Consider the following 24529-nt stretch of genomic DNA (forward strand, 5'->3'; position numbering starts at 1 on the left):
TCGCGGAAACGCTCCGACCAATAGTCGGGCGATTGGGCGACCGACAGCAGCTCGGGCGGCTGGTCGTTCATCAATGGTCTTCGCGGCAGTCGGCGCATTGGTGCTGCCACTCCCGACCGCGCTTGAAGATGCGCCAGCCTTCGTCCTTGGCGTGCTGGATCATCACGTCGAAGTCGTCCTTGTCGAAGGTGCGGCGAGCGCTGTTCTTGCACTCGTCGCAGCAGAGTTCGATCTTGTCGTCGAGGCGCTCGATCATGCTGCGTCGCCCTTGGAAATGTTTCTCTCGATCCACGCCCGCATCTTCGTGAAGCGCTCCTCTGGCGTTAACCAGATGCTCCTGCCGGTTTCATCCTTGCGAATGTGCCCCTTCTCGTCGGTCGACCAGTCCCAGTATTCGTCGTTCATGAAGACGATTTCCTGCGCCAATGGCGCTGCGATGCCGAACGTGGCGGCGACGGCATCATAGTTCTCGGGATCGATCTGGCTCATGTCGACGCCCCGGGCGCGACCGACTGACCCGATGGCGCAGACCTGGCCTTCCGCCTCCAGTTCACTCGCGACAAGCCTCTTCTCCGGCAGGGCATCCATAGCCGCCAGCATTTCGCGGAGGAACGCCTGGCCGCGCTTGCCACGAATGGCGCTCTTGACGGTGCCGCGCCACATGATCATGCGCCACTGGTCGTCGCAATCGTCGCTGTATCCGGATCTGCTCATGCAGCCATCTCCTCGAAATCGTCATCATCCGGCGCCCGCTCGTGGGCATCGATGCGCGCAAGCTCGTCGCGCTCCTCGCAAAGCCATTCGTATCGGGACTCGTCGCCGTCGAAGAACGGAGTGAGCTCAAAGTTGCGGTGCATTCGGGCGAGCTCGGTGGTGTCCGGCTCGAGCCATGAGGGCATGTACCAATCGTCCGGCGTCGTTTTCCAGTGGTCGTAACTGGCACCGGGGAAGCTATCGAGCGTCATGGCGCGATCAGTTCCCCTTCGACCAACCAGGTCTGTGAATTTCCCTTGAGCCCAAAGAGGCTGTCGCCAGCTTCAACAACGGCGACAGCCCCGTCGCGCACCGCGGCATAGAAGACGTGCTCAGGTACGACCTGGTAGGGTCCATCGAACCACCAGCGCCGCTCACCCTTGGCAAAGCCGAGATGAACGTGGTCGCCCTTCGCAAGCCGCTCTATGACGGTGCCGATCTTCATGGCTGCCTCTACTGGACCGCGTGGCGGCGGCTGGCGTTGACGGGCAGCCGCTTGTGCGCCGAGAGCCCGAGGCCGGATGCCTTGGCGAGCGCGGAGCGCTTCTCCGAATAGTTCGGCGGCACCATCGGATAATCGCCTGGCAGGCTCCACTTCTCGCGATATTGCTCAGGCGTCATGCCGAGAGCTGCCAGGTGGCGCTTGAGCGACCTGAATTTCTTGCCGTCGTCCAGGCAAATGATGTAGTCGGGGAACACAGATTTCTTGGGGTTCACAGCCGGGATCAATTCGGCCGGCGCCACCGGTGCCGGCATGTCGAGCTTCTGCACCGACGCGTTGACGCTGGCGATCAGGTCCGGCAGTTGGCCGGCCGGCACCGAGTTGTGCCCGACATACGCCGCCACGATGTTGGCGGTCAGTTCGATAAAACGCATGTTACGTGCTTCCATGGTAGGTTTCTCCTGTTGCAGTCTCACTCACCAGAGCCGGGCGGCTCCGATCTCGTTGTCAGTCAGTTGATCGCGTTGCGGGTCTCACGCATCTGGCCGAGGATATACTCCGCGATGCCTGCTTCGTTCGTGCCGCGGATCGTCGCCCAAGGCATTTCGATCGTGATGACCTTGTCGTCCATGACGATGCCGACCTTGAAACTTTCCTTGGCGCGGGCGGCCGCGATCTTTTCAGCAAACCTGGCGTCAATTTTCTCACCGCGCTCAGCCGCTTTGAGCGTGGCTGCGATCTTGTCGGCCTGCGCTTTCAGCGCGTTCAGCGGAGAGTGCTTGGTGGTCATGGGATCCAATCCGATCTGGATGCAACGTAACCATTTTGGTTACATCGAAGTCAAGCAGAAATCGTTGCTCGACTGTATTTACAGGCGTGTCTCGTCATCCTGTCTTCTCAGTATCTGAGAGAGCGGCGCGACGGTTCCAGTTGGCTGTGGCTTCTTCGCGCGTTTCACCCCATCCGGATGTTGCGCCGCAACCTCTTTCATCCATTCCTTCCCAGCCAGACGCATCGCAGCGGACTTCGAAGCCCGGAACGTAGGGCTCGCCATCGAAGTCCATGACTGTCGGCTTGGTTGCACTGCCGCAAAATGGGCAACTCCGGAGCCCCTTCTCCTCAGCTTCGCTCATTGTCCGGTCCTTTGTTGGGGGGTGGCGAGAGCGGCAAGAACGGCAGGAACGTCAGCGAATTGCGTGACCAGAGGATGATTGACGAACGAAAATTCCTCGCAACCGATGGCAAGGACGGGCTTGCCCGCAGCCAGCGCTACGCCGGCCTCGATGAAAGCACCTTTCAGCACTTCACCCGGTTCGCGGTATAGCAGCACGGCTGAAGCGTTTGCCGCCTCGTCAACGCAACGCGACCACAGGTCGGCAAAATCGACTGTCTCGCCCGCACCTGCCTCGTCAATCCATGTTGAGATTATCGGCCAGCCATCGGAGCGAAGTTGCTTCCATTTGGCGGCATGGACCGTCTTGCTTGCTGTGTATATCATGGCTTCACTCTTAACTGCGACGTCCATAATCGTCTCCAATTCCAGCTTGCTAAAGTAGCACGAATAGCGTTTAATTCCAAACGGTTAGCAGGGTTTCCACCGTGCAATTCCACCGATTTTCGCCCGTCGCCATCCACTGGTCTCGCGGCACCGCCCACATAGGCGATGTGGAACGCGCGCTTGAAGAAATGGGCGGCGCTCTCCCCGCGAATGCTCATCGGGATGCCTCACGAGCGGCGAGGATGGCAAGGATGCTGTCACCGTGGCATTTCAGCGGGGCGCAGTAACAGACGAGGTCTTTGCCCTTCAATGGCTCAAGGTTAAGGTTCGGCAGGACATCGCATTCGTAGCGACGGATGACCTCGTCGCGGTCCCCGTGAACGCCAATAACAAACGGATTGCCCCACGGCGACCCGCGCCCGATGTAGACGGCTTCGGACGGGTAGACTTTGCGACGGTTGAAAACCTTGTTCACCGCTTAGCCTCCTTGGCGGCGCGGAGAGCCTTGTTGAGATCGAACTTTGGCCTGACGCGGCCACCTTCGCCCTCCAGATTGATGTCTGTCTCGCTCTTGAGAACGCGCATTTCTGGCATCGCCGACAGCTTCGCAAACGGCTCCAGAGCCGCACTAAGCGTTGCAACGCGGGCCTCTAGGGTTTCAATGTGGTCTGCGGCTTGGCGGATGGTGCTGATTGCGCGCTCGATGGTGGTCGCGTTCGCGCCGCGCATCTGGAAGTCTGCTTTGATGCGCTCTAGACCACGAATTGCGCCTTCGGCTTTGCTAGGTGCAGCAGCTTCCTTCATTTTCCGGACTCCTTTGCAGGGATGGAGAGAGCGGCGCGGAGTTCTCGGCAATGTGCTTCCAGCTTCAGAAGCGCTATACCTTCGCGGGAGTGTTCGCCGTAGTGCGCGATGGTGTGGCCGCCAGTCGAAAGGCGAATGCCTTCGTCGTCGTCGAGGGTGTAAATCGAAAACGCATTGACCAGTTGAAGCGCGGCTTCCGCCACCCCCGCCTCAAGGGCAGGGCTATCTGAGGGTTGGAGGGCGGAACGGATTGCGGCATTGAAGTGGGTTTGCGCGAAAGCTTTGGCATCGTCAGCGTCGACATACGACCCGACAAGAGCATCCCACCCCGCGAACGAATACACGCCGTCATTCTCCATCAAGAAGATGGCCGAACCCCACGGCGTCAATGCGCGAGCGACGTAGTTTCGCCTCCGATTTTGGCCTTCCGTCATTGAGCCCTCGGCGGGGTATTTCTCCCAAGAGAGCGTCTTCACCACTTCAGGGTGATCGACTGGAGCGGCGAGGGCGAGGTAGGGCGAGGCGCTTTCCATAGCTAGCCTTGCCCAAACCATGTATGTGTCGCCCTCGATATCAGGGTTCTTGCCGACAGCTACGGCCATGGTGCGTGCTATGATTTTTGTAATTTTCGCCGCCGCATCCAGTTCTCCACTTCCTACCTTGGGAGGGGTTGGGGAGAGATAGAGAGGGCGAACGTTTCGAATGTCCGATTCCGGGTATGGGAGATGTTCGGAAAACATCGTCCCGCTCCACCTGTCATTCGCATGACTGTAGCAAAGCTCGAACAGGTAGCCGGCTGGTGTGTCGCTTGTCATGGTTTATCTCCTGCGAGGGAAAGAGCGGCTTCGGCACGGTCGATTGCGCATCGCAAACACCTGCACGATGGATTGTGCATATCGGCGGTTCGCATCGGATTGTTGTGCTTGTAGGAAGCGACGACTGCCTTTAGTTCGGCCAACAGGTCCGGCGCTCTATCCGTGGCGGGAAGCTTCATGGGGAGACCTCCGGTCTGCGCTCGAGTCTCAAATAGCCGAAGCCTGGTCCCGACAGGATCTTGTGACCGGCCGCTCGGAGCTGGCTCACGTAGCGATAGACTGTCCTCGTGCAGATGCCGACGCGGGCAGCCAGCATTTCGGCCGTGACGATCTCCTCGCCTATCTCGGCAAGCAGTTGGTCGCGTTTCAAGTCTTGAATGCCGCTCACAGCAGCGTTCCTTGCTCGTCGGTGGTTGGAGGTGGAACTTTCGCCTTGCTCGCCGTGGCGGGCTTGGGCGCCTGCGGGAGCATCCATTTCGCGGGAAGGATAGGCTTGCCGTTCTTCGCGAATGGCAGAAGGCGCTTCCAATCGAAAAACCCGAGCTGGCCGCCGACCTGGATGAACTCGACTGGCCGTGCGTCGGCAATGATCAGGCCCTTCGGGCCGAAGAACCAGGGACTGTCGAACTCGGTGACGATGTCGACCAGCGTGCCAACGCCGACGATGCCGCCGCGATCGAGCTCTGCCGCAGGCGGGCAGGTGAAGCCGAGCGACTGGCAGAGATCCGCGCAATCCTCGTACTCCTCTCGCGTCATGCCGCCCGAGGCGTGGATGGCGAAATCGCCGCGGAATTTGAGGCCAGGATTGCCGGCTCGCCAGGAGCGGTTTTCCACCGGCTTCCACTGATGCGCCAGGGTGTAGGCCCACGGCTGGCGAACGGACAGGGCTAGGTTAGGCAGATCCTTCATGGCTCGCTCCTGGCGATCAGTTTCGGTCGCATCTTCCCGCGCTTGGCCCTGGTCTCGATCGACATGGGCACGCCCGGCCGCTGCGCGAAGATCGTCTCAAGCACCTTGCGCACCTGATCAGCACCAGGCGCTCCGGTGGCGAGGATCATCAGCGCCGCGTCGGCGAGAGCCTGGCGAATGTTGCCCGAGGTGGCCGGGATCGCGATGGCGGCGCGTTCGTTCATCCGGCTGCGCTGTTTGGCGACGCGGAAATATTCCCGCTTCTGGTTCTCGTCGAGGCTGGTGAAACTGCCGGCCTTCGGCGCCCCGCGCGCAGCCAGCATGTCGTGCAGCTTCATCAACGCCACGTCGCGCGGATCGATTTCTGTTTGGACATGTCCAACTGCGCTTTCCATCACTCGCCGCCTTCGCCAGTTTTGCGCGGCCGCGCCTTGGTGATCAGCACCACCTCACCGTCGGGATAGACCAGTTCGACCTGACCGCCGCGGGCAATGCCGTCGAAGATCGACTGGAGCTGGAGCGTCAGGCGCTCGTTCATCTGCTCGAGGATGGTCATCTTGGCATCCAACTGCGCCCGGGCGATGCTCGCCTGGAGGTCGGAAAGGCGCGGCGGATGCGATACTTGGTCAGCCATCGGTCTTGGTCTCCGTTTCATGATGGGCGAGGACGAGCGAGGCGCAGCCGGCCTTGAAGCCGAATACGGGATGGTCGAGCAGGTCGATGCGCACAGCGGTCCCGCAGGCCCGGCATTCCTCCATGTGCTCCATGCAGACGCGGATCGACTTGGTTGTAGCGCCGAGGCAAGCGGCGTTGGTCGCGCTTTTCCTCATGCCGGCACGGCCGGAAACGTGTCTGGATTGAGAGTTTCGCCAGGATCCAGCGCCAGATCGGCACCGGACCTCGTGAGGCGGAAGAAATCATCGCCGCCGGTGAGTATTGAGCCGGCCCGCCGCGTCGCCCAGCCGGCCTCTACCATGGCCAGCCAGGCTGGATGATCGGCGCTGCGTTCGCCTGTGACGAAGTAGTTGCGATAGGATTGCTTGCGCCGGCCGTCGAGACCGAGGGCATGGCGGGCATGATCGCGCTGGATCGGGGTCATACCGCCACCTGCGGGCGAGCGTCGTGCTCAGCGCCGTCGATGGTCCTACCGGATCGGCCTTTTCCGATCCGACGCACCGTGCGTCCGTCATCGAATTTGAAGTGCGTTCCTGGGCCAGCCACTTCGGAAACCGAAACCCATTCGCCGTTCTGCTTGTGATGATAGGCGACGCCAGCGGTGGTACACTGATCGCGAAGGCTGCGGAACCACTGCGGGTTGGTCGGGCGCGCCTTATGGCTGCCCTGGTCCGTCTCCCCGCCCGTGATGACCCAATCAATCTCCGGTGACGTCCACGACGGTAAATCGTTCCAAAGCTTGTTGGGCAGATACTCTGCGATTTGAAGCGGTCCCAGCAGCGGCTCGCACGAGAGGAAGGCGAACGCCGGATTGAGCTCGCCCTTTGCATTTAACAGCGCTGGCACGTTGATATCGACGCGCTTCTGATCCTCGACCGTCGTGCCAATCGCCGCGTTGCGCGGCCACGCCTCTCCGAGCCATCGCGGATTGCCTGTCGTCGACATCTCAACGATGTTCTGCGGACGTTTCGTCAGCAGCAGCCATACTAGGTTCGGTGTCGCGCGAATGAGGTCGAAAAGGTCAGCGCGCCATCCCGGATCCACATGGTTGTCGAAGACGTCCGCGAGGCTCGAGCAAAAGACGAATGGCCTCGTTCCGGACTCCTGCGCCTTACGGTTCCATTTGAGCGGCTGTTTCCAGTTGGCTTCCGACGTCCTGACACGCGTTCCCGGCCCATGCCCAGGCGCGCCCCATTCGACGCGACCATAGCGCTTGTCCATTAGCGCCTCTGCGTAGCAGCCATCGCACGCCGGCGAGACCTTCATGCAACCGATCCATCCGTTAAAAGTATGGTCGCACCAGCTTATGGCTGTGGTTTCACCCATGGTCGTGCTCCTCCAGATAGGCAATCGCTCGGCGCATCAACTCGGCGTCCTCGCAGAACATGCCGAGCGCACTGTTGCAGCGGCTGCAAAGGATCGCTCTGACGGCACCCGTTCTATGGTTGTGGTCGACCTCCATGGGCACTCCGCTGCGTTCGCAGATAGGGCAGGCTCCTGCGGCTTGGAGTGAAGAGAAATCCTCCTCCGAAAGCCCGTAGCGTGAGCGGGTCGAGCGAGCACTGTTGCAAGGCTTGCAGATGGGCGCGTGCCCGCCTTGGCGGGTGCTATCGAGGCTGAACACGTCTTTCGGCTTCCAAGCCTCGCAGCGGTAGCATCGTCGTTGGCCACGCGCCCGTCGCGCATACCATTCATCAAGGGAACAGCCAGCCTTCTTCGCTGCCGATTTGTGCGCACCGAGCTTGCGACCTGTCGACTGAGCCTCATCGCACCAGGAAATCGCGGTGACCTCGCCCATCTCAGGATCCTTGCTCGAGCAATTGAGCGGCCGGCAGGCCAGGCTGCATGGCGCAATCCATGCAGATCAGGACGCGCGCCGGCTGGCCGATGCGCTGCGCCACCGTGTTGTCGGGCGATAGCACGCGCGCCAGTCCGACGCTGCCCGTCATCATCTCCATGCCATGCATGCGTCCTATGTTGCGAAGGTCTGCGACGCACTGGCGCACCGTCACCTCGTAGAACACCGGGTTGTGGCCGTGGAGCATGCCCTTGCTGCATTGGGCGCATTTCAGCAATTCGCTGGCGTCCATCGGCGTGGTGAGTGCGTTGTCGTCCATTTCAGGATCCTCCCATCTCGGCGAGGTCGGCCAGGTCCATCATCGTTGCCGTGAGCCTCAACAGGCCGTTCTTGCCCGTCTCGAGGCCGACATTGCGCACGGCGACGACGTCGATGCCGGCACGTGCGATGGCGCGAAGGTTCTCTGCCACCGCCTTCGAGCGGCTTTCCGCCACTTCTTTCTGCAAAATGGCGAGCGCCAGCCCGAAGCCTGGAAGCCTCTCGAACTCTTTCGCCTTGTCTTCGAGCGCGGTCAGCGCTTCGATCTGGCCGATCCAGCGATTGACCTGGGCGGCATGGCCGCGATCGGTGATTTCAACGACGTGCGGTTCCGTGTCCATCTCAGGATCCTCCTCTGGTGATGCAGCCGCATGAAAAGCCGACCCAAAACGCGATGACGGTCCCATCGCTGATGTGCTTCCCGATGCGCTTCACGAAGCCGGACTTGGCAGGCGCAGCCGATGCCGGCTCCGACGGCTTTGGCGCATCCAGCTTCGACCAATGCTCGATCGGCAGCACGTGGGCGCCGGAACAGATGTCAGAGATGCGCTGGACGCGCACAGCTGCGCCGAGCGGGCCTTCGAGCTTGGCGATGCGCCGCGTTGCCGCATCGATGAGGTCGCTGCAGAACTGCACCGTCGCAGTTTCGATCTGTGGGTCGACTTGATTTCGGCCAGTGAAAAAGCTGTCGCTCATGACAGAAGGCTCCCTGCATAGCCGCGACCCAGGAACCGCTCCAGGTGGATCAGCGCCTCGTCGCGCCGGCCGCGCGCCAACTCGTCCCGCACCTCCGATAGTTCCTCGAAGTCACTTCCGCTCGAGCGCTCGAGGACGGGCTTTACCTTTTCCTTGCCTGCGCGCCTCGCCATGATCGCAAGAGCCTCGCTCTCTGAAATCGAATCGTCATCGATCAGCGCTTGGAGCAGCTGGTCGCGGCTGAAATCGCTCAAATCCACCTCAGTCGAGGTCGATTTCCTGCGCCATTTGTCGGTCATGCTGCCCGGTCCTCCCCTGGTATCTCGCCCGCGAATGGCGCGAAGCCGCGAAACTGGATGCCGGTGTGCAGCATCTCGGCCCAATCGCCATTGCTGTCGCGATAGACGATGCGGCGCTCGCCATAGATGCCGAGGCATTCCCGCACGACGCGCTCTGCATCGTTGGTGAGGCTCATCGCACCAGGCCGGCATCTGTCGGCGATGAAGACAAAGCCGGACGTCAGGGCGAGTTCGGAGTAGCTCGATCGTGTCATCGCGACCTCCGTGCACGCGGGCTTATAGCCGTCGACACAGCCCGCTTAGGTTCCCATCCATCCTTAATCCGGTCGCGGATTACCTTTGCCGGCATGCGATACTTTTCAGCGGCTTCGACCAGCAGCAGTCGCTCGCCATCGATCTGCAAAAAGATGTTATTCGTGCGATTACGCGCCTGTTCTTGGGCTGTCGCCCAGCGCACATTTTGTGGCTCGTAGTTGCCGACCTTGTTCGGATGGCGGTCGATCGAATGGCCCGCCGACGGTCTTTTGCCTAGATCCGCTAGGAAATTGGTGAAAGAGTTTTTCCAGCGCGCGCAGACCGAAATGCCGGCACCGCCATAGATCGGAAAGTCCTTACACTTCGCATTGTAGCAGCGATCAATCATGCTGATCCATGAGTTGTATTCGGGTCTGTCGTTGCGTGTGATGGCCGTCATTTGAAGGCGAGCTTTCCGGTTCTGAATGGTCGTGAAGGTATCTTGCGCTTGAACTTTTTCTGGCCGGTGCGGCCTTCCAGGCGTTTGAGCTTGGCAATCTCGGGCACGTCGACCTTTGCCGTCTTGGTGCCGTGCGCTGGCTTGTTGAGCGCGACGATGAAGTCGAGCGCGCAGGCCGGCGGGATCGTGTCCTTCGCCTCCTCGTTCCAGCGCCGCCGCTGCAGGGCAGGGTCGTGGTCAAACTGGACGCCGTCGAGCGGATTGAGCCGGTCGCCACCCGGTTCCTTGCCGCCTTGGCGCACCACGATCTCGAGCTTTTCCATGATGGTGAGCGCGCGCGGCCGCCATTTGGCAGGCGGGCCGGAAACCGGCGCGCCATGGTCTGGCAGGGTTGCGATGCGGCCGGCCATATCAGACCCGCTGCGTGACGGCGGACAGCCGCCTGTTCTTAATCTGGTCCGCCAACTGGCGGCTGTCCGCGTCATCCTGGAACCGGGCTTCCACGTCGAACTCGGTCCAGATTTCCTCGATCTCGGCTGCGCTCCCGCAGCCGGCAAGCGCGATCTGCAGATCCTCGAAGAACTTGCCGAAGTCGAACGGTTCGCCTTCCTGGCCGTTCTCCTCCTCGACCACGTCGCCGTCGCGGAACCCGTTGTCGGTTATCGTCTCGACCTCGGCGGCCGCATCCGCGCTTGGCGGTGAAGGTGGCGATGGCGGCGTCAGCCTGGCAGCCGGCGCCTCCTCGCTGTGCTCGATGACCTCGCCACCGGCGATCTCCCTCGCCTCGAACTCGTCGCGGATGCCGCCGAGCACGTCGGCGAACAATTCACGCAGGCAATAGCCGGCGGCGCGCCAGGCCTGCATGCGCGTCGGATAGCGGTGCCAGGTGGAGTCGTTGGGGACTTCGCCCCACTCCTTCTTGCCGTTCTTCCAGATCATGCCGCGACGCGTCTGGCGATCGTCCCACAGGCCAGCCGTCCTGGCTTCGGTCTCGTTGAACTCGACCCGCTTCTCCTCGCCTGTGTCGGCGCGCTTTGCCTCGCACCAGCCGGCTTTCTTGGCCGCATCGTAGCCGGTGCGCACATAGGCGCATTTGCCGGAGCGGCGCACGACGTTGATCAGTCCGTCGCCGTACAGCGCCGGCCGCCCGCCAATCACGGTGAACGAGCGCAGCGCCACCATCGGCGGCAAGCCGAGCTCGGCGCCGGACATCATGACGGTGGCAACGGCGCTGGTGGCCTTCTTGCCCCAGCGCTTCCAGTCCTCGTCTGTGGCGTTCTCGAGGGGCTGCTTGCCGACCAGCGCCACCGGCGCCAGTTCGGCCTCGCAGATCATCGTCGCAAGCCTCCATGTCTCCTCGATGTTGCTCGGGATGATGGCGCTTACGGATGCGCCGGCGACCAGCGCCGGCAGGTTGGGACGGTCGTTCATGGCGCTGTCTCCGGTGCGGTCTCGGGCTGGGCGATGCGCAAGATGGAAACGCTCGCGAGTTCGGACTCGGTCTTGATCTCCACGACCTCGACCGACACTTCGCGGCCGCGCATCGGGATGATCACCTTCTGGCCGACCGCCACGTCGAAGCCTGTCGCGACGTAATCGTAAGTCCTGTCGCTGTTGCCGAATTTTACGGCCACGAATTTGCCCTCGGTCATGCTGCCCTCTTGTCTTCGACGCGTTCCATGCCGGCTGGCACGGTGGCGTCCTTGTTGCGAGCGATGCGGGCGGCGACGTTTTCGACCGCCTGACGCACCTCCGGATCGTTCTTCACGGCCTGGAGCAGCGCGTCATAATCCGTGATGGTCGCGATCCAATAGGTGTGCTGGGTGACCTTGGCGCCGGTCCTGCCGGCGAAGACAGGGCGCGCCTGCGCCTCGCGATCGGCGTCGGCCGCCTGCTGGGCGAGCCGGTCGGCTTCCTTCTCGACCTCCTCGCTGAACAGCGATGCGACACCGCCGCCGCCTTCGACGGCGTTTGCCGCCGCCTCATTGGCGAGGTCTGCCGCGCGCTGCGCCGCCGCCTCTGCCTCACGCCTGATGCGATCGGCCTTGTCGCGTGCCTCCTGCTGCCGCACACGCTCGAGCCGCGCCTGTTCGGCCAGCCATGCGTCGAGATGCTTTTTCAGCTTCTTGCCCAGCGCTTCGGAATCGGTGCGAACCTCACGCCATTTGTCGTCGACCGCGGTGCCGCCATCGAGCCACGGCCGCTTCTCGACCGTGAATTGCTCGGTTGCCTTCTTGTTGATCGCGGCCAGCCGCTTCGACCAGATCGCGGCCTGGTCGGCCTGCTCCTGCGTGGTGATGGGCTTTTTCAGGAAGGCTTCCGCCATTTCCTTCTCGGCCGCGAGTTCGACCGCGAGATCCTTGTGCAGATCGCCGGTCTTGGCCGGCAGGTTGTGTTCCTTGGCCACAGCCGGCGGTTCGTCCGGCCAGGCGCCGCCGGCCAACACCGAATGATACAGCGCTTCGCTGATGGGGTTGCGGCAGGCGTAGCTCCAGACCTGCTGCGCGTCGGCTTCCTTGCCGCCTTGCAGGCAGATGATGCGCTGGCCGTCGCGCCAGATGGCGACAGGAACCAGCGGCGCGTCCTTGAACGGACGGTTCCTGAAAAATCCTGACTCCGGGTTGTCCTCGGAGAGGCTGAGCAGCGCCAGTTGGTCGCGCGTCAGCTCGCGCCCGCCACCACCGGCCAGCTTCAAAGCCTGTCTCCACCAGCCATACTGGTCCGTCATTTGAGCGCTTCCTTCCTGTCTCACGTGAAACCATTTTGGCACCAACGCAGCCACAACAAAGCGGTCGCTGGTGCCATCTTCTGCCTATGTTGGGAGGACCCGGCCGAGTCGGTGCGGGGCGAGGGGTGGGGGGTTGCAACCAGCCCGGCCGGGAACGCGCAGATACTCGACACTGGAGCGCGACTGATGATGGAAAAATACTACCAGGGGGTGCTGGGCCATCAATCGGTGATCCTTCTGCGTGACAGGATCGTAACCAATTTGGAGCACATTGCAAGGGGTGTTGCCGATTTGGTTACAAGCGTACCAAAAAAAAGCAACTCAAAGTGTGGATATTCTCAAGCGGGCACGCCCGATCACGGTCAAATCCTTAGGCTGCACCGTTTCATTGGCAATGCTCGGGTCGTCGCTGCGAACCTGCACGGCGCCAGTGGTCGTCGGCGACAGGTAGCGCCATTGAATGACGCCGGCGATCTCGAGCGCGTAAAGGCCTGGCGTGGAAGGCTTGTTGTCGTCGATGTCGATCACCAGCGCATCACCCTTGTTGACCATCGCGTTTGATTGCGACGGCTCGACCATCATGAAGCGCAGGTTGTGGCGCCTGGCGCCGGGCAGAAGTCTCGCCAGAAAATCGCTCTCCAGCGCCAGACCCGGCGAGTCCGCCGGAGCTTCCTTGCCACTCACGATCTCGAAGACGTTGTGGAACCGCTTCGTGTCGATCCGGCTCATCTCGGGAAACATCAGATCCTGCGCCGTCGCGTTGACGTGCGGCGCGATCTTCTGGGCCCATTCCAAGGTGAGCTTTCGCTGGCTGTCCTCAAGCCTGCCGAGCTGTTGCCTCGTGGTGCCAATGCGGCGCGAAAGCTCCGCTTTGGTGAGGTTGGCTCTCTCGCGGAAAAGCCTGATTCCGTTATTCATGAGTCGGCGGTAGCGCAAAATACCCCACAGCGAAACTGCGCCAAACTGGTTACAACCCTTGACGTGTAACCAAAATGGTGCGATTTGCGATTTATGGAAGAAGTTGAGCAGTCCTCCGAATTGGCGCCTGGCGCCCGGTTGAAGAAGTGGCGCGTGGAGCGCAACCTGCAGTCGGCCGAGGTCGGTCGACGCATCGACACCACGCGTCCCTCGATCGCCAGGTACGAAGCCGGCCGGATGCCGAAGCAACCGTATCTCGACCGCATCGTGGTCATGACTGACGGCGAAGTGACTGCCAACGATTGGCTGGGCAAGGAGGCTGCTGATGTCGTTGCGAAGCGCCAAGCTCCAGTCTGAGCTGCGGCACGATCAACAAGTTTCCGCGGTCGGTCCGAGAGGCGTCCGCACGTTCGACAATTCCCAAAGCCGCGAGGCCAAGCGGTTCCCAGATATCATCAATACGCGTCATTCGAAGCCTCCTTGCACCGTTGGCGACCATGACGCGGAAACCGTTGGGGGTGTCCGACAAGGCATCCGAATTTCCCGACGGGTCGTCGTTCCTTCTCCTGTTGTTCGTGAGGAATCGATGCGAAACATCGCAGCTGAACTTGAAAGGGCGGTCAAAGAAGCCGCCGGTCCAATCGTGCCCGGCATGGGCATCAAGGCGCAGATCAACGCGGCTTGTGACAATCTCGGCTACCCGCGCGGCTTCTGGCGCGTGCGGGAGGCCTGGTACGGCGAGGCGAAGAACTGGCGCGGAGACGCCATCTTCGATCTTCTCGGCCGCTACAACCTTTGGTGTAGCAAGGCCGGCGTGCAACTCACGCCAGCAAACGACCCGATAACCATCCTGAGCAAAGTCGGTGAGCAAAGGTAATGTTTCGTCGGCTGGGCCAATAACGTGATTTTTGTTCTGTACGTTTTTTACATTATGCTGATGGCTGGGGCGTCTCGTCATGAGGCCCCCAGGTCGGGGAGGCCAAGGCATGAAGCATGACTACGGATCACTGCAAGATTGCGAGGTGCGTGCGGTCCTTGCTGGATTTTGCATGAAGGCGCGGACGAGCGGATCAAAGGCGGCGCAGCATGAGGCCACGGTTCACCTGGTCGCGGCGGCGGCGTATCTCGACGATACTGTCGGCATTGAAAGAACTACGAAAATCCTGCAGGCGACCATCGCCTCGATGGGATCGGGGTCAGACGAAAAGCACTAAACGGCAATACCATTTGTACTGTGTAGGATTGCCGCTCCTCTGTTCGAGAGAGCGACATGAAGATCGACGAGTCTTTACAATCATGGTTGCGTTCGTCTGGCTACGATATCGCTGCATATCGTGAGCGGTCGTGCGTCTACACCCTGCTGTCCGATCATGGGCCGGTGAAGATCGGCATCTCGCGGCATGTGTTCGATCGGGTGGAGGCTATCAACAGGGGTTCCTTCGTCAAGGCGCACATCTGGAGCATCAACCCCACGACGTTCGCACGTGCGGTGGAGCAACTGGCTCACCGTCGCCTCGATGCATATCGCCTTGACGGGGAGTGGTTTGACGTTCCTGTCCAGATGGCCGACCGCACGGTGCGTGATTGCCTATACCACCTGGAGCTGGGACACGACCTCACAGATGTCTCGCCGGAAGATTTCAGCCGCGTCTGGTCCTTTGTTCCTTATGAGGACGGCTGGGGCCTGTGTTCTAAAATCGAACCTATCCTTCCATGGATGGCGCGCCGTGAGCACATGATCGAGCGGCACTTCGCGGCAGAGGCTGCATCGCAATGAGCATCCAGAAGATCGCCTGGGTTCTCGATCAGCATGTTCCAGACCCAGCAATGAAGCTGATCCTGATTTCCCTGGCAAACTGCTTCAACGAAAAGTCCGGTCAGTGCAATCCAGGCTTCGAGCAGCTTGGCCGGGAGACGTCTCTGTCTCGCTCCACCATCATTCGGAAACTGAAAGCGCTTGAGGATGACCGGTGGATAACCAGTGAATCAGTGTTCACCCCGAGCGGTCGCCAGACGAGCAATTCCTACAAGATCATCGTAGCGAGGGAGAGTGTCACGGTGACACCCTTGGAAGGGTCGCTGGATGACACCCTCGGGAGTGTCATTGCCGACACCCCAAAGGAACCGGAAGAAAGAACCTTAGTCCCCCTAACCCCCCTGGCGGGGGGGACAGATAATCGATTGTTCGACAAGTTAATCTCGGCATGGCCAATGGAGCACCTCGGCAAGCGCGATGTTGCCGAGCGTGAGTTCGCAGTCCTGTCTGAGGAAAAACGTCAGCGGGCGTCAGACTGCGCACTCGTTTTTCTTCGCCGCTGCGTTTTTCAGCGGGAGCGCGTGCCGCGCCTTTCGGTCTATCTGTCATCACAGATGTTCGAGGTCATCTACGGCGCCCCGGACGTAGACCCGACCGGCTACTACCGCATCCACATAGAACGGCCTGAGTGGCGACCGTGGCTCGAATATGTTCGCTCGAAGCACGGCGAGGCAAAGGCGGCTAAGTGCGAGGAAGCCAAAGTTATCCTCGGAAAAACGCGCTGGCCGCCCGACTATTCGCTTGCCAGCAATGTAACCAATTTGGCACCATCCGTAACGAAAATGGCACCTGCTTCGGCGGCTCGGGGATAAGCGAATGGGCAGTCTTTTTCTGGACACGCCGGCCAATCTGGAAAAGCGGGTCGACCGCCTGGTGGAGCATTTTCGCCATGCCGAGTATCTGTTCTACCTGAAGACCCCAAAAGGGCTGCCGACACCGCGCGACCTGTTGTGGCTGCTGGTGTCAGATTCGGTTCACACCGCAAGGCAGATGCCCGATCTCGAGCGGCGCATGGTGTCGCGCGTCGGCTCGGCCATGCCCTCGGCGCGTGAGACCGAAGGCGAGCGCCACCAGCGCGAGCTGTCGCGGCTGCTCGACGGCATGCCGCAATACGACGCCACCGAAGTCCGCGTCGTGGTGCACGAGGACGCTTCCGACCGCATGGTCGACATTCTCGACCTCCTGCGCTTCGTCATCGGCGGCCACAACGGCAAGGACGTTCTGCGCATGAAACGCACCGCCGTCGCCCGCGCTGCCGGGCTGTCGATCGAGCAATGCGGCAGGATCTACGACAAGCACCGGCTCGGCTTCGACCGCCGCGCCATGCACGACATCAAGGGCCGCGTGCTCGGCCAGATCCTGGCTGGGATCGAACGTGAGTTCGGCCTGGTCCGCACCAGCCGCAGTTTCCGCCGCCTGACCGTGCGCGAGATCGAGAAGCGCAACAAGGAACGCAAGCGCGCCGAGGCCCGCCGCAAGCGCGAGGAGGCCGAGGCCAATGCCGATTGACATCGACATGCCCCGCGACCTGGTGCGCAGGCGCAAGAACGCCGGCTATGCCGCGATCTGCGCCGTCGGCTTTGCGGCCGATCCTGGCGTGTTCCGCCTGGCGACCGCCGAGAACATTGAGGCGCATCTGTCGCTATTGCAGCCCGGCACCTGGCAACCGCTTCATTTCGTCCGTGTCGTCTGGACACCAGGGCTCCCGGTGGCGCGCACCATCGTGCTGGCCACCGAACGTTTCCTGCTCAGCATGCACCTTGGCCAGCACTGGCATCGCGCCAGCCTGGAAGTCCTCGACATCGCGATCGCGGCCGAGGTGCTGACGCTGCGAGCGTCGACATGGTCGCATCCCGAGTTGACCGCCAGCCTCAAAGGCCAGGCCAACCGAGAAGCCGACCGCTTTGCCGAAGGGGTCTTTTGATGTTCCCAACCGCTGATCAGATCGCGCTCGCGATCGTAACCGCATGCCGGTTCTGCGAAACGAACCCGGTCCTCACCGCTCTCGGCCAAGTGTCGCAGCGCGAGACGCGCGGCCGGCATATCGCCTTCGCGGCGCTGATCGAAGCGTTCCCCGAGGCTCGCAAGATGGGCGTCGCCAGGTGCTGCGGTTACGGCAAAGGCGTGGCGTCGGCGCTCGGTAATCTCGGCACATATCGCAAGACGTCCTGGTGGCGAGAGGACTGGATCGACGAGATCGTCGGCGTCCTGGTGGCGGACCAATACGAATGAATTTCAACCAGGCAACACAGGGAAACTTTCCTATGAACGCAGCAGCACTCTCCGCAGACCTTGAAACCGCCATCGAGACCGATCTCAAGGTCGTTCCCTTCCATCCAATGGACCCGGAGACAGAATTGGAGCGGCTCGCCAAGGCGCATCGGCTGGGCGTGGCCAAGTATGATCAGCGCATCGCCGACACCCGCAAGCAGATGAAGGCCGAGGTCGCCATGCTTGACGCCGATCGCAAGGCTGAAAAGCTGCGCCATGACGCGGAGATGGCGGCCATTGCCGAGCGCATCGCTGAAGCCAGGGCCAAGGCCGACAAGGACATAGCTGCAGATCGCAGGCTTTCGGCTTCGTGCAGCGCAGCGCTTGACGCCCTGGTGCGGGAATGATCAGGACCAGCGTCGCTCTCGGTTTCCTCGCGGCCATGTTGTGGGCGCTTGTGGCCGCCGCTGTCGCGGAGGCCCACGATGCGACGCCCACGCCCAAGATGCCGATGGGCTGGAAATATCCGTTCTCGTGCTGCGCCGACTACGATTGCCGCGACGTCCCGGCCGACTGGATCGCGGAGAAGGCTGGCGGCTACCAGATCGTCATCACCGGTGAGGTGGTGGGCTATACCGACAAGCGGGTCAAGCAGAGCCCCGACGGTCGTTTTCACTGGTGCTCGAAGGCCGGATCGCTGGTCGGCGAGACGATCTGCCTCTTTGTTCCGCCGTCGGGATCCTGACCATGAACGCACTCGTTCGCTACGACGCCGCATGCATTGCCCTGGCGGAAGCCAAGTCTGTCGACGAGGTCAAGGACTGGCGCGACAAGGCCGAGGCGATGCGCGCCTATGCCAGGCAGGCGAAGAACAAGAAGCTCGAGGTCGACGCGGCCGAAATCCGCGTGCGCGCCGAGCGGCGCCTGGGCGAGTTGATCGCCGGGCAGAAAACGACGATCGGCCTCAATCCCGGCGGCCGCCCGAAAACCAGTGCCGAGCGCGAACAGCTTCCCGAGCCGCCAACCCTTGCCGATGTCGGCATCGACCGCAAACTGTCGTCGCGGGCGCAGAAGATGGCGGCGGTCCCTGAGCAAGAGTTCGAGTCCATGATCGACGACTGGCGCGGGCGCGTCGAGGTCGAAAACGAGCGCGTCACCGTCAACCTGCTCAGGGCCGGCGAAAAGCGTTTGTCGCGCGATCAGCGCGAGGCGGAGCTCGCCGCTGGGCAGCGGGCGCTGCCGACCGCGAAATTCGGGCTGATCCTGGCCGATCCCGAATGGCGCTTCGAACCCTACAGCCGCAGCACCGGCATGGACCGGGCCGCCGACAATCACTACCCGACATCGAGCCTCGATACGATCATGGCGCGCGACGTCGCCTCGATCGCGGCCGACGATTGCATCCTGTTCCTTTGGGCCACGGCGCCGATGCTGATCGAAGCCATCTGCGTCCTCGATGCATGGGGCTTTGCCGTGCTCGAGCGCGACGCCGAGATCGGCCTGCTGCGCCCGGTCAAGACCGATGCGCGCTATGTGACGTCCTTCGCCTGGCTCAAAGAGCGCATCATCACCGGCTATTGGAACCGCGGCAAACACGAGCTCCTGCTTGTCGCCACGCGCGGGCATCCGGTGGCGCCGGACATGTATGACCCGAAACTGCCGTCATGGTTCGAAGGCGAGGCGATCACGGCACCGAGCGGCGCACACTCGGCCAAGCCGGAACTGTTCCTCGACTGGATCGACAAGCTTTGGCCGAACACGCCCAAGATCGAGCTCAATCGGCGCGGTCCGGCTCGACCTGGTTGGGAGGCCTGGGGTTTGGAGGCCGATCTGCCGCCGCATGATCCCGACACCGGCGAACTGCTCTGATGGCGGCCATGTCAGGGCGATATTTCCGGCAGCTGCTCATCGAGGTCGGTGAGATCGTGCGCGGCGCCGGCGGCAAATGTCGGCTCGAGCGCGGCCGCAGCCGCGGCCATCGCAAGCTGGTCATCGAGATCGACGGCAAGCGCCGCGAAACGCCCGTCTCCGGCACACCTGGCTGCATCGAAAACGCCATCAACATGAAGCTGGCGGACGTGCGCCGGATCCTGCGCGAGGTTGGTCGATGATCGACAACCGGGCAAAGCTCGACATGGTGCGCGCCATGGTGCTGGCGAAAATCGCATGGCTGGACAAGTTCTCAGATGGCCGCAGCAAGCGACCTGACCATGAAATCGCGGCGCGCGGCAAGAGGTGCTCGTGCTTCGCGCCATCGCCGAAGATTACGAGAGGCAGGTATGAAACACAGTCGCTCTACTGCCGAGGTCGAGATCCGCGACGCTGTCGTCAAGCGATTCCGCGAACTGTGGCCCGATGCCAGGATCGTCCACGAGATGAACGTCGAGCATGGCGGCAGCCGCGCCGATGTCGTCGCGGTGCAGCCTGACCGCATCTGGATTTGCGAAATCAAGAGCGAGCGCGACAAGCTCGATCGACTTGCCGGCCAGCTCCGGGATTTCGGACCGGCCAGCCACGGCATCATCGTCGCCGCTCATGAGAAGTGGAGTCGGGATCGCGGCTGGATCGAGCACGGCGGCGGCCGCAAAAGCAAGGTTCGGACACTGCTCGAGGAAGCGATGGTGGGCCGCGAGCGCGGACCCACCGCCGTATGGGACTATCCCGAGCCGGTCCTGACCAGCGGACGGGCTTGGCGGCCGCCAGGCTGGAGGAGCGTTCCCTGGTATCATCGAATGATCATGCTGCTCTGGTCGGAAGAAATCCGCGCCGTCGCGGCCGAGCATAGGGTTGCGCACACCAAGCGCACCGGCGGTTTCGACCTGTCGCTGGAACTCGGTCGGCTGCTCACCGGCCGCGAGATCGAAGCGGCGGTCTGCAAGCATCTCCGGGCCCGCACCTTCTCTGAGGCAGATCCGCCGATCTTCGCTGACCGCAAGGTCGTGCCGCCTCACCCCGATTCCGTTCGCCAGGAGAGCATGCTTTGAACCATTTCGCAGGCTTCACGACGCCGGTCGTCGGCGGTCACCACGCCATGCTGCGCTTTGCCGAGGACGGCAAGGCCGAGCCTGTGATGGCGGCAGGCGGCAAACCAATGGTCTTCGCGAGTGAGCTCGAGGCACAAAAGGCTGTCACCGACCATCTGCTGCGCTATATCAACGGCAGGCTGCGTCGCGATGGCGAGATCATCACCAGCACCCGCGACGCGGCAGAGCACATTTTTCGCAAGGGCCGGATGATCCCGGTGGAGCGCAGGGCGACATGACCGGGTTTCGTGAAGGATGGGCATCCAAGGCACCGCGCGGCGCCAAGGCCCACTATTTCCGCCGCGTCGACGTGGGTCTCGCTCGCTCGCTTTGCGGCGCCCAGGACGCGCCGGCTGGCTGGCTCAACGATCCTGGTCACTCGGAGCGGTGCTCGCGCTGCGCCGCGCTGGTGGCGAGAGAAGTCGCGAAATCGGATGCTGTGCCGGCAGAGGCTGGCAAGGACGAGCGGGGCGACCATCGGACGTGTGAGGGGAAGGCCTGCGACTGACGCTCGTTGGCGGGCTTCTAAATCCTCAATGCCGACTGATCAATGAGGCGATCTTCGTCAGGCCCTTCGGCGTGATGCGCACCTGCTCGACGATCTTCTCGGAGCCGTCACCGCGCGGCACCGCGGTCACCTTGTGCTCGATGTAGCCAGCACTCACCTTCGATTCGTAGCCGAGATAGTTCGAGGAGCCGCGCCGCTTGAATATCCAGCCGTTGCGCAGCAGCCTGGCGAAGAACTCTTTCGGCTGCATCTGCAGGGCTTTCGCCGCGTCGGTGATGCAGAGCGAGCCGTCCGCTGCGGCAATGCGCTGGAGCGCATCATGCGACGGGATCAACTCAGCGACGCGGCTTTCGAGGGCAATCACCTTCTCGGTGTATGTGAGGAGCAGGCCGCGCATCGCGGCCGGATCGTTGAGCGCTGACATTGGGTCTTTGGCGCGCCGCTCGCATTCGATGAAATATTGCCTGGCGCGCTTGCCTTGCTCGTTGCGCTCGACCATCGATAGCTCTTTCGCCATGTCGATGGAGAGGGCGTATTCCTTGGCCGGGCGGCCGCCTTTCGGGTTGTCGCCCATCCAGGCGAAAACCACGAAGTCCACATTTTCGGCGAATCCGTACTGGTCGATGCGGTCCTTGATCCAGTTCGAGAAATCCTTGCCCGATTTGAGGAAGGCGTGGAGATCGCGCGCGTTGACCGTCTGGACGGCAGCGGCCCCGATGGATCCTGTGCTGATGGCGGGAAATTGGTCTGACATAGTCGCGCTCCGGTCGACTCGTTGGTAACCAGGAAAGTATATGATGTAACCAATTTGGTTGCACATAAAAAACGGGGGTAGCGGAGACCAAGCCGCTACCCCCTCCTCAGCCCCACGGAGAAAAGGCTGAGGGTCTAAACGCCGTGATTCTTGTGATAACCGTGTTCTGCCTCGGCCAACTTTCGCGTTGAGATCGCGTCGGCCAGGCGCTCGAAGGCGCCGAGGAATATCCTCTTTTCAGATGTGTTGATCGCGGCGAACCATTGTTGCTTCTGTCGGTTCCAATAAACGCCGGCTTGGCCGCTTTTGTTGTCCCTCCTGAGCGGCAGGTTCCTACGGTTTTCGGGATCTGTCGATTCGATTAGATTGCAAATGCGGTTATCGTCATGGCTATGGTTGTCGTGATCGAGCTGATCTGCAGGCCATTCGCCGTGCCACCATAGCCAGATGATACGGTGCTCTCGGTAGTCACAGTTGTCGATCGACACGTGGCGATAGCCGTCTGTCACGCTCAATGTCCCGGCTCGCTTGCCAGCCAACCGGACGTTCCAAGCCGCCGCTTTGCGCGCCGCACTGTGCTTGCCATCTTCGAAGGCAGACGGCGGCCTGGAACGCCAAGTTAGCACGCCGGTCTCGCTGTCGTAGTCGAGCAATGCTCTGACGCGTTCTGCAGCGATCTTCGGCTTGCTCATATCAGTTGCGCTCTCGCATGAACCCGCCGGAGCTCCGCCTCCATGTTTCGGATGCTGCGAGACGCGGCTGCCAGCGTTTCGGCGCATTTCTCGGCCCGGTTTGGGTCGACCGTCTTGATGGCCACGCATTCCCCATCGCGCCACCCGGAGGAGATTGCGGCGACGATTCGTTCGACCGTTCTTTCCATGCGGTTGATCGCCTCCATATCGCCCTTTGATGGCTCCGGTCTGTTCTCACGATCGAACATGCCGTTTTGATCACGCCGATCGCGCGCCGCCTGGGCTGCTGCCTGGACTGATGACCATGAAGGAAGCTTTCCCTTGGCGTAGAGTTGGACGATCGCCATCTGATCGGCCTTCGAGAGGTCGGTAAGGTACGTCGCGTGCCCGAGAGGAAATTGACCTGCGTCGACCAAGCTCTGGATGGTCTCGTCCAGATTGAGCAGCGCCGTGCGGTCGGCAATCCGCCGCGGTTGAACGCCAAGATCCTTCGCCAGCTTCTCCACGGTCCAGCCCATGTCGAGCATCGCCTTGAACGCGCGCGCCTCCTCGACGGCGCGCAGGTCGGCCCGCTGCAGGTTCTCGATGATGGCTTTTAGCGCCATCTCGTGATCGCTCATCTCCTCGACCTCGCAGAGGATGGTCGGTTCCTTGCCGAGCACACCATCCTCCGCAAGCAGGCAATGGGCGCGCCAGCGGCGTTCGCCGCCGACGATGACGAAATGCCCGCCGGCCGGCCGGACCGTGATGGCCTGCATCAGGCCGCGCTCGCGGATGGAATCGGCCAGCTCGCGCAGCGCTTTGACTTCGAACAACTTGCGAGGCTGGGCCGGATTCGGGATGACCTGGGTGAGGGGGATGCGCTTTTTCATGTCAGCCCTCCTCGCCGCCTGTAGGCTCTGTGGCGCAAGCCCGTTGCGCTTCCGATATGAGCCTGTTGATTTCGTTGTTCACGCTGTCGTCGGATTGAGGCACGCCGAACACCTTGGCGAGGCTCTTGACGATCTCGCAGGCGATCCAGGAATAGGGCTCGCCTTCTGTCCGCATGTCGATCTCGGTCTCGTCGCCGTCGCGATCGTCGGCCTGGCTAAGATAGCCGATCTCGTCGCCGTCGATGCCGTTCTCGAACTCGCTGGCGTAAGTGCTGGCTTTTATCGATCTGGCGCGCTCAATGGCGGCATCGATCGATGCCTCCTCGAACTCGATCTCGTAGAAGGCGCGCGTCGTGACGCCGATGCGCAGCTTGAAGTCGATCATTTCCGGCATCTCCGGCTCGTAGCTCTCGGATTCGCGCTCGCGTGCCGCCCACCAGTCCACAAAGCTGTCGGAAGTCTCTCCCGCGGCGACCGCGTCGACCCATGCCTGGCGTGAGGTGTCAGTCATTGGCCTGGCCCTCCGCCTTGCCCATCACACGCTCTACGTGCTCCTTCGCCGCCATCAAGCGGGGATATTCACCGTCTTTGCGGTTGGCGTTGTCGAGCACGTCCGATGCTGCCGCCAAAAGGTCTTCACGCACGATATACAAGACCTGCATTATGTCGGGCCGTGCCTGCTCACGCTGGATTGCCGCGCGAAGCCCGGCGAGAATGTCGCCGATCCCTTCCTGCAACTCGTCGTCTTCGAAGCCGCTGATGAATGACTCAGCCTGAGTCAGCGCGTCGACTGTGTCGCTGCGGTGGATCGGCGCGTCAGCAGCAACCATCTCGTCGGTGAGCCAGCCGTCCCCGGTCGCATGCATCGCTTCGTCGGCGTCGTTGTCATACTCGGCCTTGAACTCGTCGATCGTCGCCGATTCCGTGCCGGTATGTGAGAAAGCGTGATCCCACATGGCGTCTTCGCGCTCGGCTTTCGTGGCGAACAGCTGCAGCGTGGTTGCGTGGTCACCGTCGATAGACAGGGCATAGCAGCTGTTGACGATCACAGGCGGTAGCGGCTTGGGGTCATACTCGCTCGGCGCGCAATCCCAATCGCCAAGGTCTTCGCCTGTGTCGGCATCGGTAACGCCGATGATGGCGAGATCCTGCCCGCTGTCGGTCGTCGTCTCGGTGATGCTGATGCTTTCGCCGATATTGTCGGCGGTGAGCTCTGCGATGGCATTCTCGATCGTGTCGGCCTCTATCTCAACGTTGCCGTAGCAACGGAGCGTTACGCCCATGTGAAACTTGAAGTTCGCCATCG

50 protein-coding genes are annotated in these 24529 nt (G+C 62.0%); 15 read left to right on the forward strand and 35 right to left on the reverse strand.

Annotated elements, in window-relative coordinates; genetic code table 11:
* Positions 1–70 precede the first annotated feature (70 nt).
* The 30 genes from NKJ75_RS06230 to NKJ75_RS06375 form a co-directional block, all read right to left on the reverse strand.
* Positions 71–256, reverse strand: a complete 186-nt coding sequence (locus tag NKJ75_RS06230; protein ID WP_352499363.1) for a hypothetical protein — start codon at positions 254–256, stop codon at positions 71–73.
* On the reverse strand, positions 253–714 hold the full coding sequence (locus tag NKJ75_RS06235) for a hypothetical protein (RefSeq protein ID WP_352499364.1): 462 nt from the start codon (positions 712–714) through the stop codon (positions 253–255). The genes NKJ75_RS06230 and NKJ75_RS06235 overlap by 4 nt, the downstream gene beginning before the upstream one ends.
* Positions 711–965 (reverse strand): hypothetical protein, encoded by a 255-nt coding sequence (locus NKJ75_RS06240; RefSeq protein WP_352499365.1) that lies wholly within the window; start codon positions 963–965, stop codon positions 711–713. The genes NKJ75_RS06235 and NKJ75_RS06240 overlap by 4 nt, the downstream gene beginning before the upstream one ends.
* Positions 962–1198, reverse strand: coding sequence for a hypothetical protein (locus tag NKJ75_RS06245; RefSeq protein WP_352499366.1), 237 nt, complete (start codon positions 1196–1198; stop codon positions 962–964). The genes NKJ75_RS06240 and NKJ75_RS06245 overlap by 4 nt, the downstream gene beginning before the upstream one ends.
* 8 nt (positions 1199–1206) lie before the next feature.
* Positions 1207–1644: a Ros/MucR family transcriptional regulator gene (locus NKJ75_RS06250; RefSeq protein WP_352499367.1), complete on the reverse strand. Its 438-nt coding sequence runs from the start codon at positions 1642–1644 to the stop codon at positions 1207–1209.
* A gap of 62 nt (positions 1645–1706) precedes the next feature.
* Positions 1707–1985 carry a hypothetical protein gene (locus tag NKJ75_RS06255; protein ID WP_352499368.1) on the reverse strand — a complete coding sequence of 93 codons (279 nt, stop codon included), beginning with the start codon at positions 1983–1985 and terminating at the stop codon, positions 1707–1709.
* Between the two features lie 94 nt (positions 1986–2079).
* Positions 2080–2328 carry a Lar family restriction alleviation protein gene (locus NKJ75_RS06260; RefSeq protein WP_352499369.1) on the reverse strand — a complete coding sequence of 83 codons (249 nt, stop codon included), beginning with the start codon at positions 2326–2328 and terminating at the stop codon, positions 2080–2082.
* Complete coding sequence (locus NKJ75_RS06265; RefSeq protein ID WP_352499370.1) at positions 2325–2720, reverse strand: hypothetical protein; 396 nt, start codon at positions 2718–2720, stop codon at positions 2325–2327. The genes NKJ75_RS06260 and NKJ75_RS06265 overlap by 4 nt, the downstream gene beginning before the upstream one ends.
* 187 nt (positions 2721–2907) lie before the next feature.
* Positions 2908–3168 carry a DUF4326 domain-containing protein gene (locus NKJ75_RS06270; protein WP_352499371.1) on the reverse strand — a complete coding sequence of 87 codons (261 nt, stop codon included), beginning with the start codon at positions 3166–3168 and terminating at the stop codon, positions 2908–2910.
* The gene (locus NKJ75_RS06275; protein ID WP_352499372.1) at positions 3165–3497 is read right to left on the reverse strand and encodes a hypothetical protein; all 333 of its coding nucleotides are present in this window, start codon (positions 3495–3497) and stop codon (positions 3165–3167) included. The genes NKJ75_RS06270 and NKJ75_RS06275 overlap by 4 nt, the downstream gene beginning before the upstream one ends.
* Positions 3494–4312, reverse strand: coding sequence for a hypothetical protein (locus tag NKJ75_RS06280; RefSeq protein ID WP_352499373.1), 819 nt, complete (start codon positions 4310–4312; stop codon positions 3494–3496). The genes NKJ75_RS06275 and NKJ75_RS06280 overlap by 4 nt, the downstream gene beginning before the upstream one ends.
* A gap of 175 nt (positions 4313–4487) precedes the next feature.
* Positions 4488–4700, reverse strand: coding sequence for a helix-turn-helix domain-containing protein (locus NKJ75_RS06285; RefSeq protein WP_352499374.1), 213 nt, complete (start codon positions 4698–4700; stop codon positions 4488–4490).
* Complete coding sequence (locus tag NKJ75_RS06290) at positions 4697–5221, reverse strand: ASCH domain-containing protein (protein ID WP_352499375.1); 525 nt, start codon at positions 5219–5221, stop codon at positions 4697–4699. Before NKJ75_RS06290 ends, NKJ75_RS06285 begins: the two co-directional genes overlap by 4 nt.
* Positions 5218–5616 (reverse strand): hypothetical protein, encoded by a 399-nt coding sequence (locus tag NKJ75_RS06295; RefSeq protein ID WP_352499376.1) that lies wholly within the window; start codon positions 5614–5616, stop codon positions 5218–5220. Before NKJ75_RS06295 ends, NKJ75_RS06290 begins: the two co-directional genes overlap by 4 nt.
* A complete protein-coding gene (locus NKJ75_RS06300; protein WP_352499377.1) occupies positions 5616–5855 on the reverse strand; it encodes a hypothetical protein in 240 nt (79 codons plus the stop codon). The genes NKJ75_RS06295 and NKJ75_RS06300 overlap by 1 nt, the downstream gene beginning before the upstream one ends.
* Entirely contained in the window at positions 5848–6051 is a 204-nt protein-coding gene (locus NKJ75_RS06305; RefSeq protein ID WP_352499378.1) for a hypothetical protein, read from the reverse strand. The genes NKJ75_RS06300 and NKJ75_RS06305 overlap by 8 nt, the downstream gene beginning before the upstream one ends.
* Complete coding sequence (locus NKJ75_RS06310; protein ID WP_352499379.1) at positions 6048–6320, reverse strand: hypothetical protein; 273 nt, start codon at positions 6318–6320, stop codon at positions 6048–6050. Before NKJ75_RS06310 ends, NKJ75_RS06305 begins: the two co-directional genes overlap by 4 nt.
* Entirely contained in the window at positions 6317–7222 is a 906-nt protein-coding gene (locus tag NKJ75_RS06315; RefSeq protein WP_352499380.1) for a DUF5131 family protein, read from the reverse strand. The genes NKJ75_RS06310 and NKJ75_RS06315 overlap by 4 nt, the downstream gene beginning before the upstream one ends.
* Complete coding sequence (locus tag NKJ75_RS06320) at positions 7215–7694, reverse strand: endonuclease domain-containing protein (RefSeq protein WP_352499381.1); 480 nt, start codon at positions 7692–7694, stop codon at positions 7215–7217. Before NKJ75_RS06320 ends, NKJ75_RS06315 begins: the two co-directional genes overlap by 8 nt.
* Before the next feature lies 1 nt (position 7695).
* Positions 7696–8013, reverse strand: coding sequence for a hypothetical protein (locus NKJ75_RS06325; RefSeq protein ID WP_352499382.1), 318 nt, complete (start codon positions 8011–8013; stop codon positions 7696–7698).
* Position 8014: 1 nt separating this feature from the next.
* Positions 8015–8353, reverse strand: a complete 339-nt coding sequence (locus NKJ75_RS06330; RefSeq protein ID WP_352499383.1) for a hypothetical protein — start codon at positions 8351–8353, stop codon at positions 8015–8017.
* A gap of 1 nt (position 8354) precedes the next feature.
* On the reverse strand, positions 8355–8708 hold the full coding sequence (locus NKJ75_RS06335; protein ID WP_352499384.1) for a hypothetical protein: 354 nt from the start codon (positions 8706–8708) through the stop codon (positions 8355–8357).
* A complete protein-coding gene (locus tag NKJ75_RS06340; protein ID WP_352499385.1) occupies positions 8705–9007 on the reverse strand; it encodes an amidohydrolase family protein in 303 nt (100 codons plus the stop codon). The genes NKJ75_RS06335 and NKJ75_RS06340 overlap by 4 nt, the downstream gene beginning before the upstream one ends.
* Positions 9004–9261: a hypothetical protein gene (locus NKJ75_RS06345; protein WP_352499386.1), complete on the reverse strand. Its 258-nt coding sequence runs from the start codon at positions 9259–9261 to the stop codon at positions 9004–9006. Before NKJ75_RS06345 ends, NKJ75_RS06340 begins: the two co-directional genes overlap by 4 nt.
* The gene (locus tag NKJ75_RS06350) at positions 9258–9701 is read right to left on the reverse strand and encodes a hypothetical protein (RefSeq protein ID WP_352499387.1); all 444 of its coding nucleotides are present in this window, start codon (positions 9699–9701) and stop codon (positions 9258–9260) included. Before NKJ75_RS06350 ends, NKJ75_RS06345 begins: the two co-directional genes overlap by 4 nt.
* A complete protein-coding gene (locus NKJ75_RS06355) occupies positions 9698–10111 on the reverse strand; it encodes a hypothetical protein (protein WP_352499388.1) in 414 nt (137 codons plus the stop codon). Before NKJ75_RS06355 ends, NKJ75_RS06350 begins: the two co-directional genes overlap by 4 nt.
* A 1-nt stretch (position 10112) precedes the next feature.
* Complete coding sequence (locus NKJ75_RS06360) at positions 10113–11132, reverse strand: recombinase family protein (RefSeq protein ID WP_352499389.1); 1020 nt, start codon at positions 11130–11132, stop codon at positions 10113–10115.
* Complete coding sequence (locus tag NKJ75_RS06365; RefSeq protein ID WP_352499390.1) at positions 11129–11353, reverse strand: primosomal protein N' family DNA-binding protein; 225 nt, start codon at positions 11351–11353, stop codon at positions 11129–11131. The genes NKJ75_RS06360 and NKJ75_RS06365 overlap by 4 nt, the downstream gene beginning before the upstream one ends.
* Positions 11350–12429 (reverse strand): hypothetical protein, encoded by a 1080-nt coding sequence (locus tag NKJ75_RS06370; protein ID WP_352499391.1) that lies wholly within the window; start codon positions 12427–12429, stop codon positions 11350–11352. Before NKJ75_RS06370 ends, NKJ75_RS06365 begins: the two co-directional genes overlap by 4 nt.
* A gap of 321 nt (positions 12430–12750) precedes the next feature.
* Positions 12751–13347, reverse strand: a complete 597-nt coding sequence (locus NKJ75_RS06375; protein ID WP_352499392.1) for a helix-turn-helix domain-containing protein — start codon at positions 13345–13347, stop codon at positions 12751–12753.
* Between the two features lie 93 nt (positions 13348–13440).
* On the opposite strand from NKJ75_RS06375, the gene NKJ75_RS06380 reads away from it, so the two are divergent.
* From NKJ75_RS06380 to NKJ75_RS06450, 15 genes are all read left to right on the forward strand, one after another.
* Complete coding sequence (locus NKJ75_RS06380; RefSeq protein WP_352499393.1) at positions 13441–13704, forward strand: helix-turn-helix domain-containing protein; 264 nt, start codon at positions 13441–13443, stop codon at positions 13702–13704.
* On the forward strand, positions 13673–14224 hold the full coding sequence (locus NKJ75_RS06385) for a hypothetical protein (RefSeq protein WP_352499394.1): 552 nt from the start codon (positions 13673–13675) through the stop codon (positions 14222–14224). Before NKJ75_RS06380 ends, NKJ75_RS06385 begins: the two co-directional genes overlap by 32 nt.
* Before the next feature lie 109 nt (positions 14225–14333).
* A complete protein-coding gene (locus tag NKJ75_RS06390) occupies positions 14334–14561 on the forward strand; it encodes a hypothetical protein (RefSeq protein ID WP_352499395.1) in 228 nt (75 codons plus the stop codon).
* A 56-nt stretch (positions 14562–14617) separates the two neighbouring features.
* Positions 14618–15124 (forward strand): GIY-YIG nuclease family protein, encoded by a 507-nt coding sequence (locus NKJ75_RS06395; protein WP_352499396.1) that lies wholly within the window; start codon positions 14618–14620, stop codon positions 15122–15124.
* The gene (locus tag NKJ75_RS06400) at positions 15121–15975 is read left to right on the forward strand and encodes a helix-turn-helix domain-containing protein (RefSeq protein ID WP_352499397.1); all 855 of its coding nucleotides are present in this window, start codon (positions 15121–15123) and stop codon (positions 15973–15975) included. Before NKJ75_RS06395 ends, NKJ75_RS06400 begins: the two co-directional genes overlap by 4 nt.
* A 4-nt stretch (positions 15976–15979) precedes the next feature.
* Entirely contained in the window at positions 15980–16672 is a 693-nt protein-coding gene (locus NKJ75_RS06405; RefSeq protein ID WP_352499398.1) for a hypothetical protein, read from the forward strand.
* Complete coding sequence (locus NKJ75_RS06410; protein ID WP_352499399.1) at positions 16662–17087, forward strand: hypothetical protein; 426 nt, start codon at positions 16662–16664, stop codon at positions 17085–17087. The genes NKJ75_RS06405 and NKJ75_RS06410 overlap by 11 nt, the downstream gene beginning before the upstream one ends.
* Positions 17087–17395: a hypothetical protein gene (locus tag NKJ75_RS06415; protein ID WP_352499400.1), complete on the forward strand. Its 309-nt coding sequence runs from the start codon at positions 17087–17089 to the stop codon at positions 17393–17395. The genes NKJ75_RS06410 and NKJ75_RS06415 overlap by 1 nt, the downstream gene beginning before the upstream one ends.
* Before the next feature lie 32 nt (positions 17396–17427).
* Entirely contained in the window at positions 17428–17781 is a 354-nt protein-coding gene (locus NKJ75_RS06420) for a hypothetical protein (protein WP_352499401.1), read from the forward strand.
* Positions 17778–18119 carry a hypothetical protein gene (locus NKJ75_RS06425; RefSeq protein ID WP_352499402.1) on the forward strand — a complete coding sequence of 114 codons (342 nt, stop codon included), beginning with the start codon at positions 17778–17780 and terminating at the stop codon, positions 18117–18119. The genes NKJ75_RS06420 and NKJ75_RS06425 overlap by 4 nt, the downstream gene beginning before the upstream one ends.
* Positions 18120–18121: 2 nt before the next feature.
* Positions 18122–19243, forward strand: a complete 1122-nt coding sequence (locus NKJ75_RS06430) for an MT-A70 family methyltransferase (protein ID WP_352499403.1) — start codon at positions 18122–18124, stop codon at positions 19241–19243.
* On the forward strand, positions 19243–19485 hold the full coding sequence (locus NKJ75_RS06435) for a hypothetical protein (protein ID WP_352499404.1): 243 nt from the start codon (positions 19243–19245) through the stop codon (positions 19483–19485). Before NKJ75_RS06430 ends, NKJ75_RS06435 begins: the two co-directional genes overlap by 1 nt.
* A gap of 168 nt (positions 19486–19653) precedes the next feature.
* A complete protein-coding gene (locus NKJ75_RS06440; RefSeq protein WP_352499405.1) occupies positions 19654–20358 on the forward strand; it encodes a hypothetical protein in 705 nt (234 codons plus the stop codon).
* Positions 20355–20636, forward strand: a complete 282-nt coding sequence (locus NKJ75_RS06445) for a hypothetical protein (protein WP_352499406.1) — start codon at positions 20355–20357, stop codon at positions 20634–20636. The genes NKJ75_RS06440 and NKJ75_RS06445 overlap by 4 nt, the downstream gene beginning before the upstream one ends.
* Positions 20633–20905 (forward strand): hypothetical protein, encoded by a 273-nt coding sequence (locus NKJ75_RS06450; RefSeq protein ID WP_352499407.1) that lies wholly within the window; start codon positions 20633–20635, stop codon positions 20903–20905. The genes NKJ75_RS06445 and NKJ75_RS06450 overlap by 4 nt, the downstream gene beginning before the upstream one ends.
* 25 nt (positions 20906–20930) lie before the next feature.
* On the opposite strand, the gene NKJ75_RS06455 is transcribed toward NKJ75_RS06450, so the two are convergent.
* The 5 genes from NKJ75_RS06455 to NKJ75_RS06475 form a co-directional block, all read right to left on the reverse strand.
* Entirely contained in the window at positions 20931–21659 is a 729-nt protein-coding gene (locus NKJ75_RS06455; RefSeq protein WP_352499408.1) for an antA/AntB antirepressor family protein, read from the reverse strand.
* 134 nt (positions 21660–21793) lie between these two features.
* On the reverse strand, positions 21794–22351 hold the full coding sequence (locus tag NKJ75_RS06460) for an HNH endonuclease (RefSeq protein ID WP_352499409.1): 558 nt from the start codon (positions 22349–22351) through the stop codon (positions 21794–21796).
* The gene (locus NKJ75_RS06465) at positions 22348–23223 is read right to left on the reverse strand and encodes a ParB/RepB/Spo0J family partition protein (RefSeq protein WP_352499410.1); all 876 of its coding nucleotides are present in this window, start codon (positions 23221–23223) and stop codon (positions 22348–22350) included. Before NKJ75_RS06465 ends, NKJ75_RS06460 begins: the two co-directional genes overlap by 4 nt.
* A 1-nt stretch (position 23224) precedes the next feature.
* Positions 23225–23734 carry a hypothetical protein gene (locus NKJ75_RS06470; RefSeq protein WP_352499411.1) on the reverse strand — a complete coding sequence of 170 codons (510 nt, stop codon included), beginning with the start codon at positions 23732–23734 and terminating at the stop codon, positions 23225–23227.
* Positions 23727–24527 (reverse strand): hypothetical protein, encoded by an 801-nt coding sequence (locus tag NKJ75_RS06475; protein WP_352499412.1) that lies wholly within the window; start codon positions 24525–24527, stop codon positions 23727–23729. The genes NKJ75_RS06470 and NKJ75_RS06475 overlap by 8 nt, the downstream gene beginning before the upstream one ends.
* Positions 24528–24529: the final 2 nt, after the last annotated feature.

Source organism: Mesorhizobium sp. M0058, from assembly GCF_040323095.1.
Lineage (GTDB): Bacteria > Pseudomonadota > Alphaproteobacteria > Rhizobiales > Rhizobiaceae > Mesorhizobium.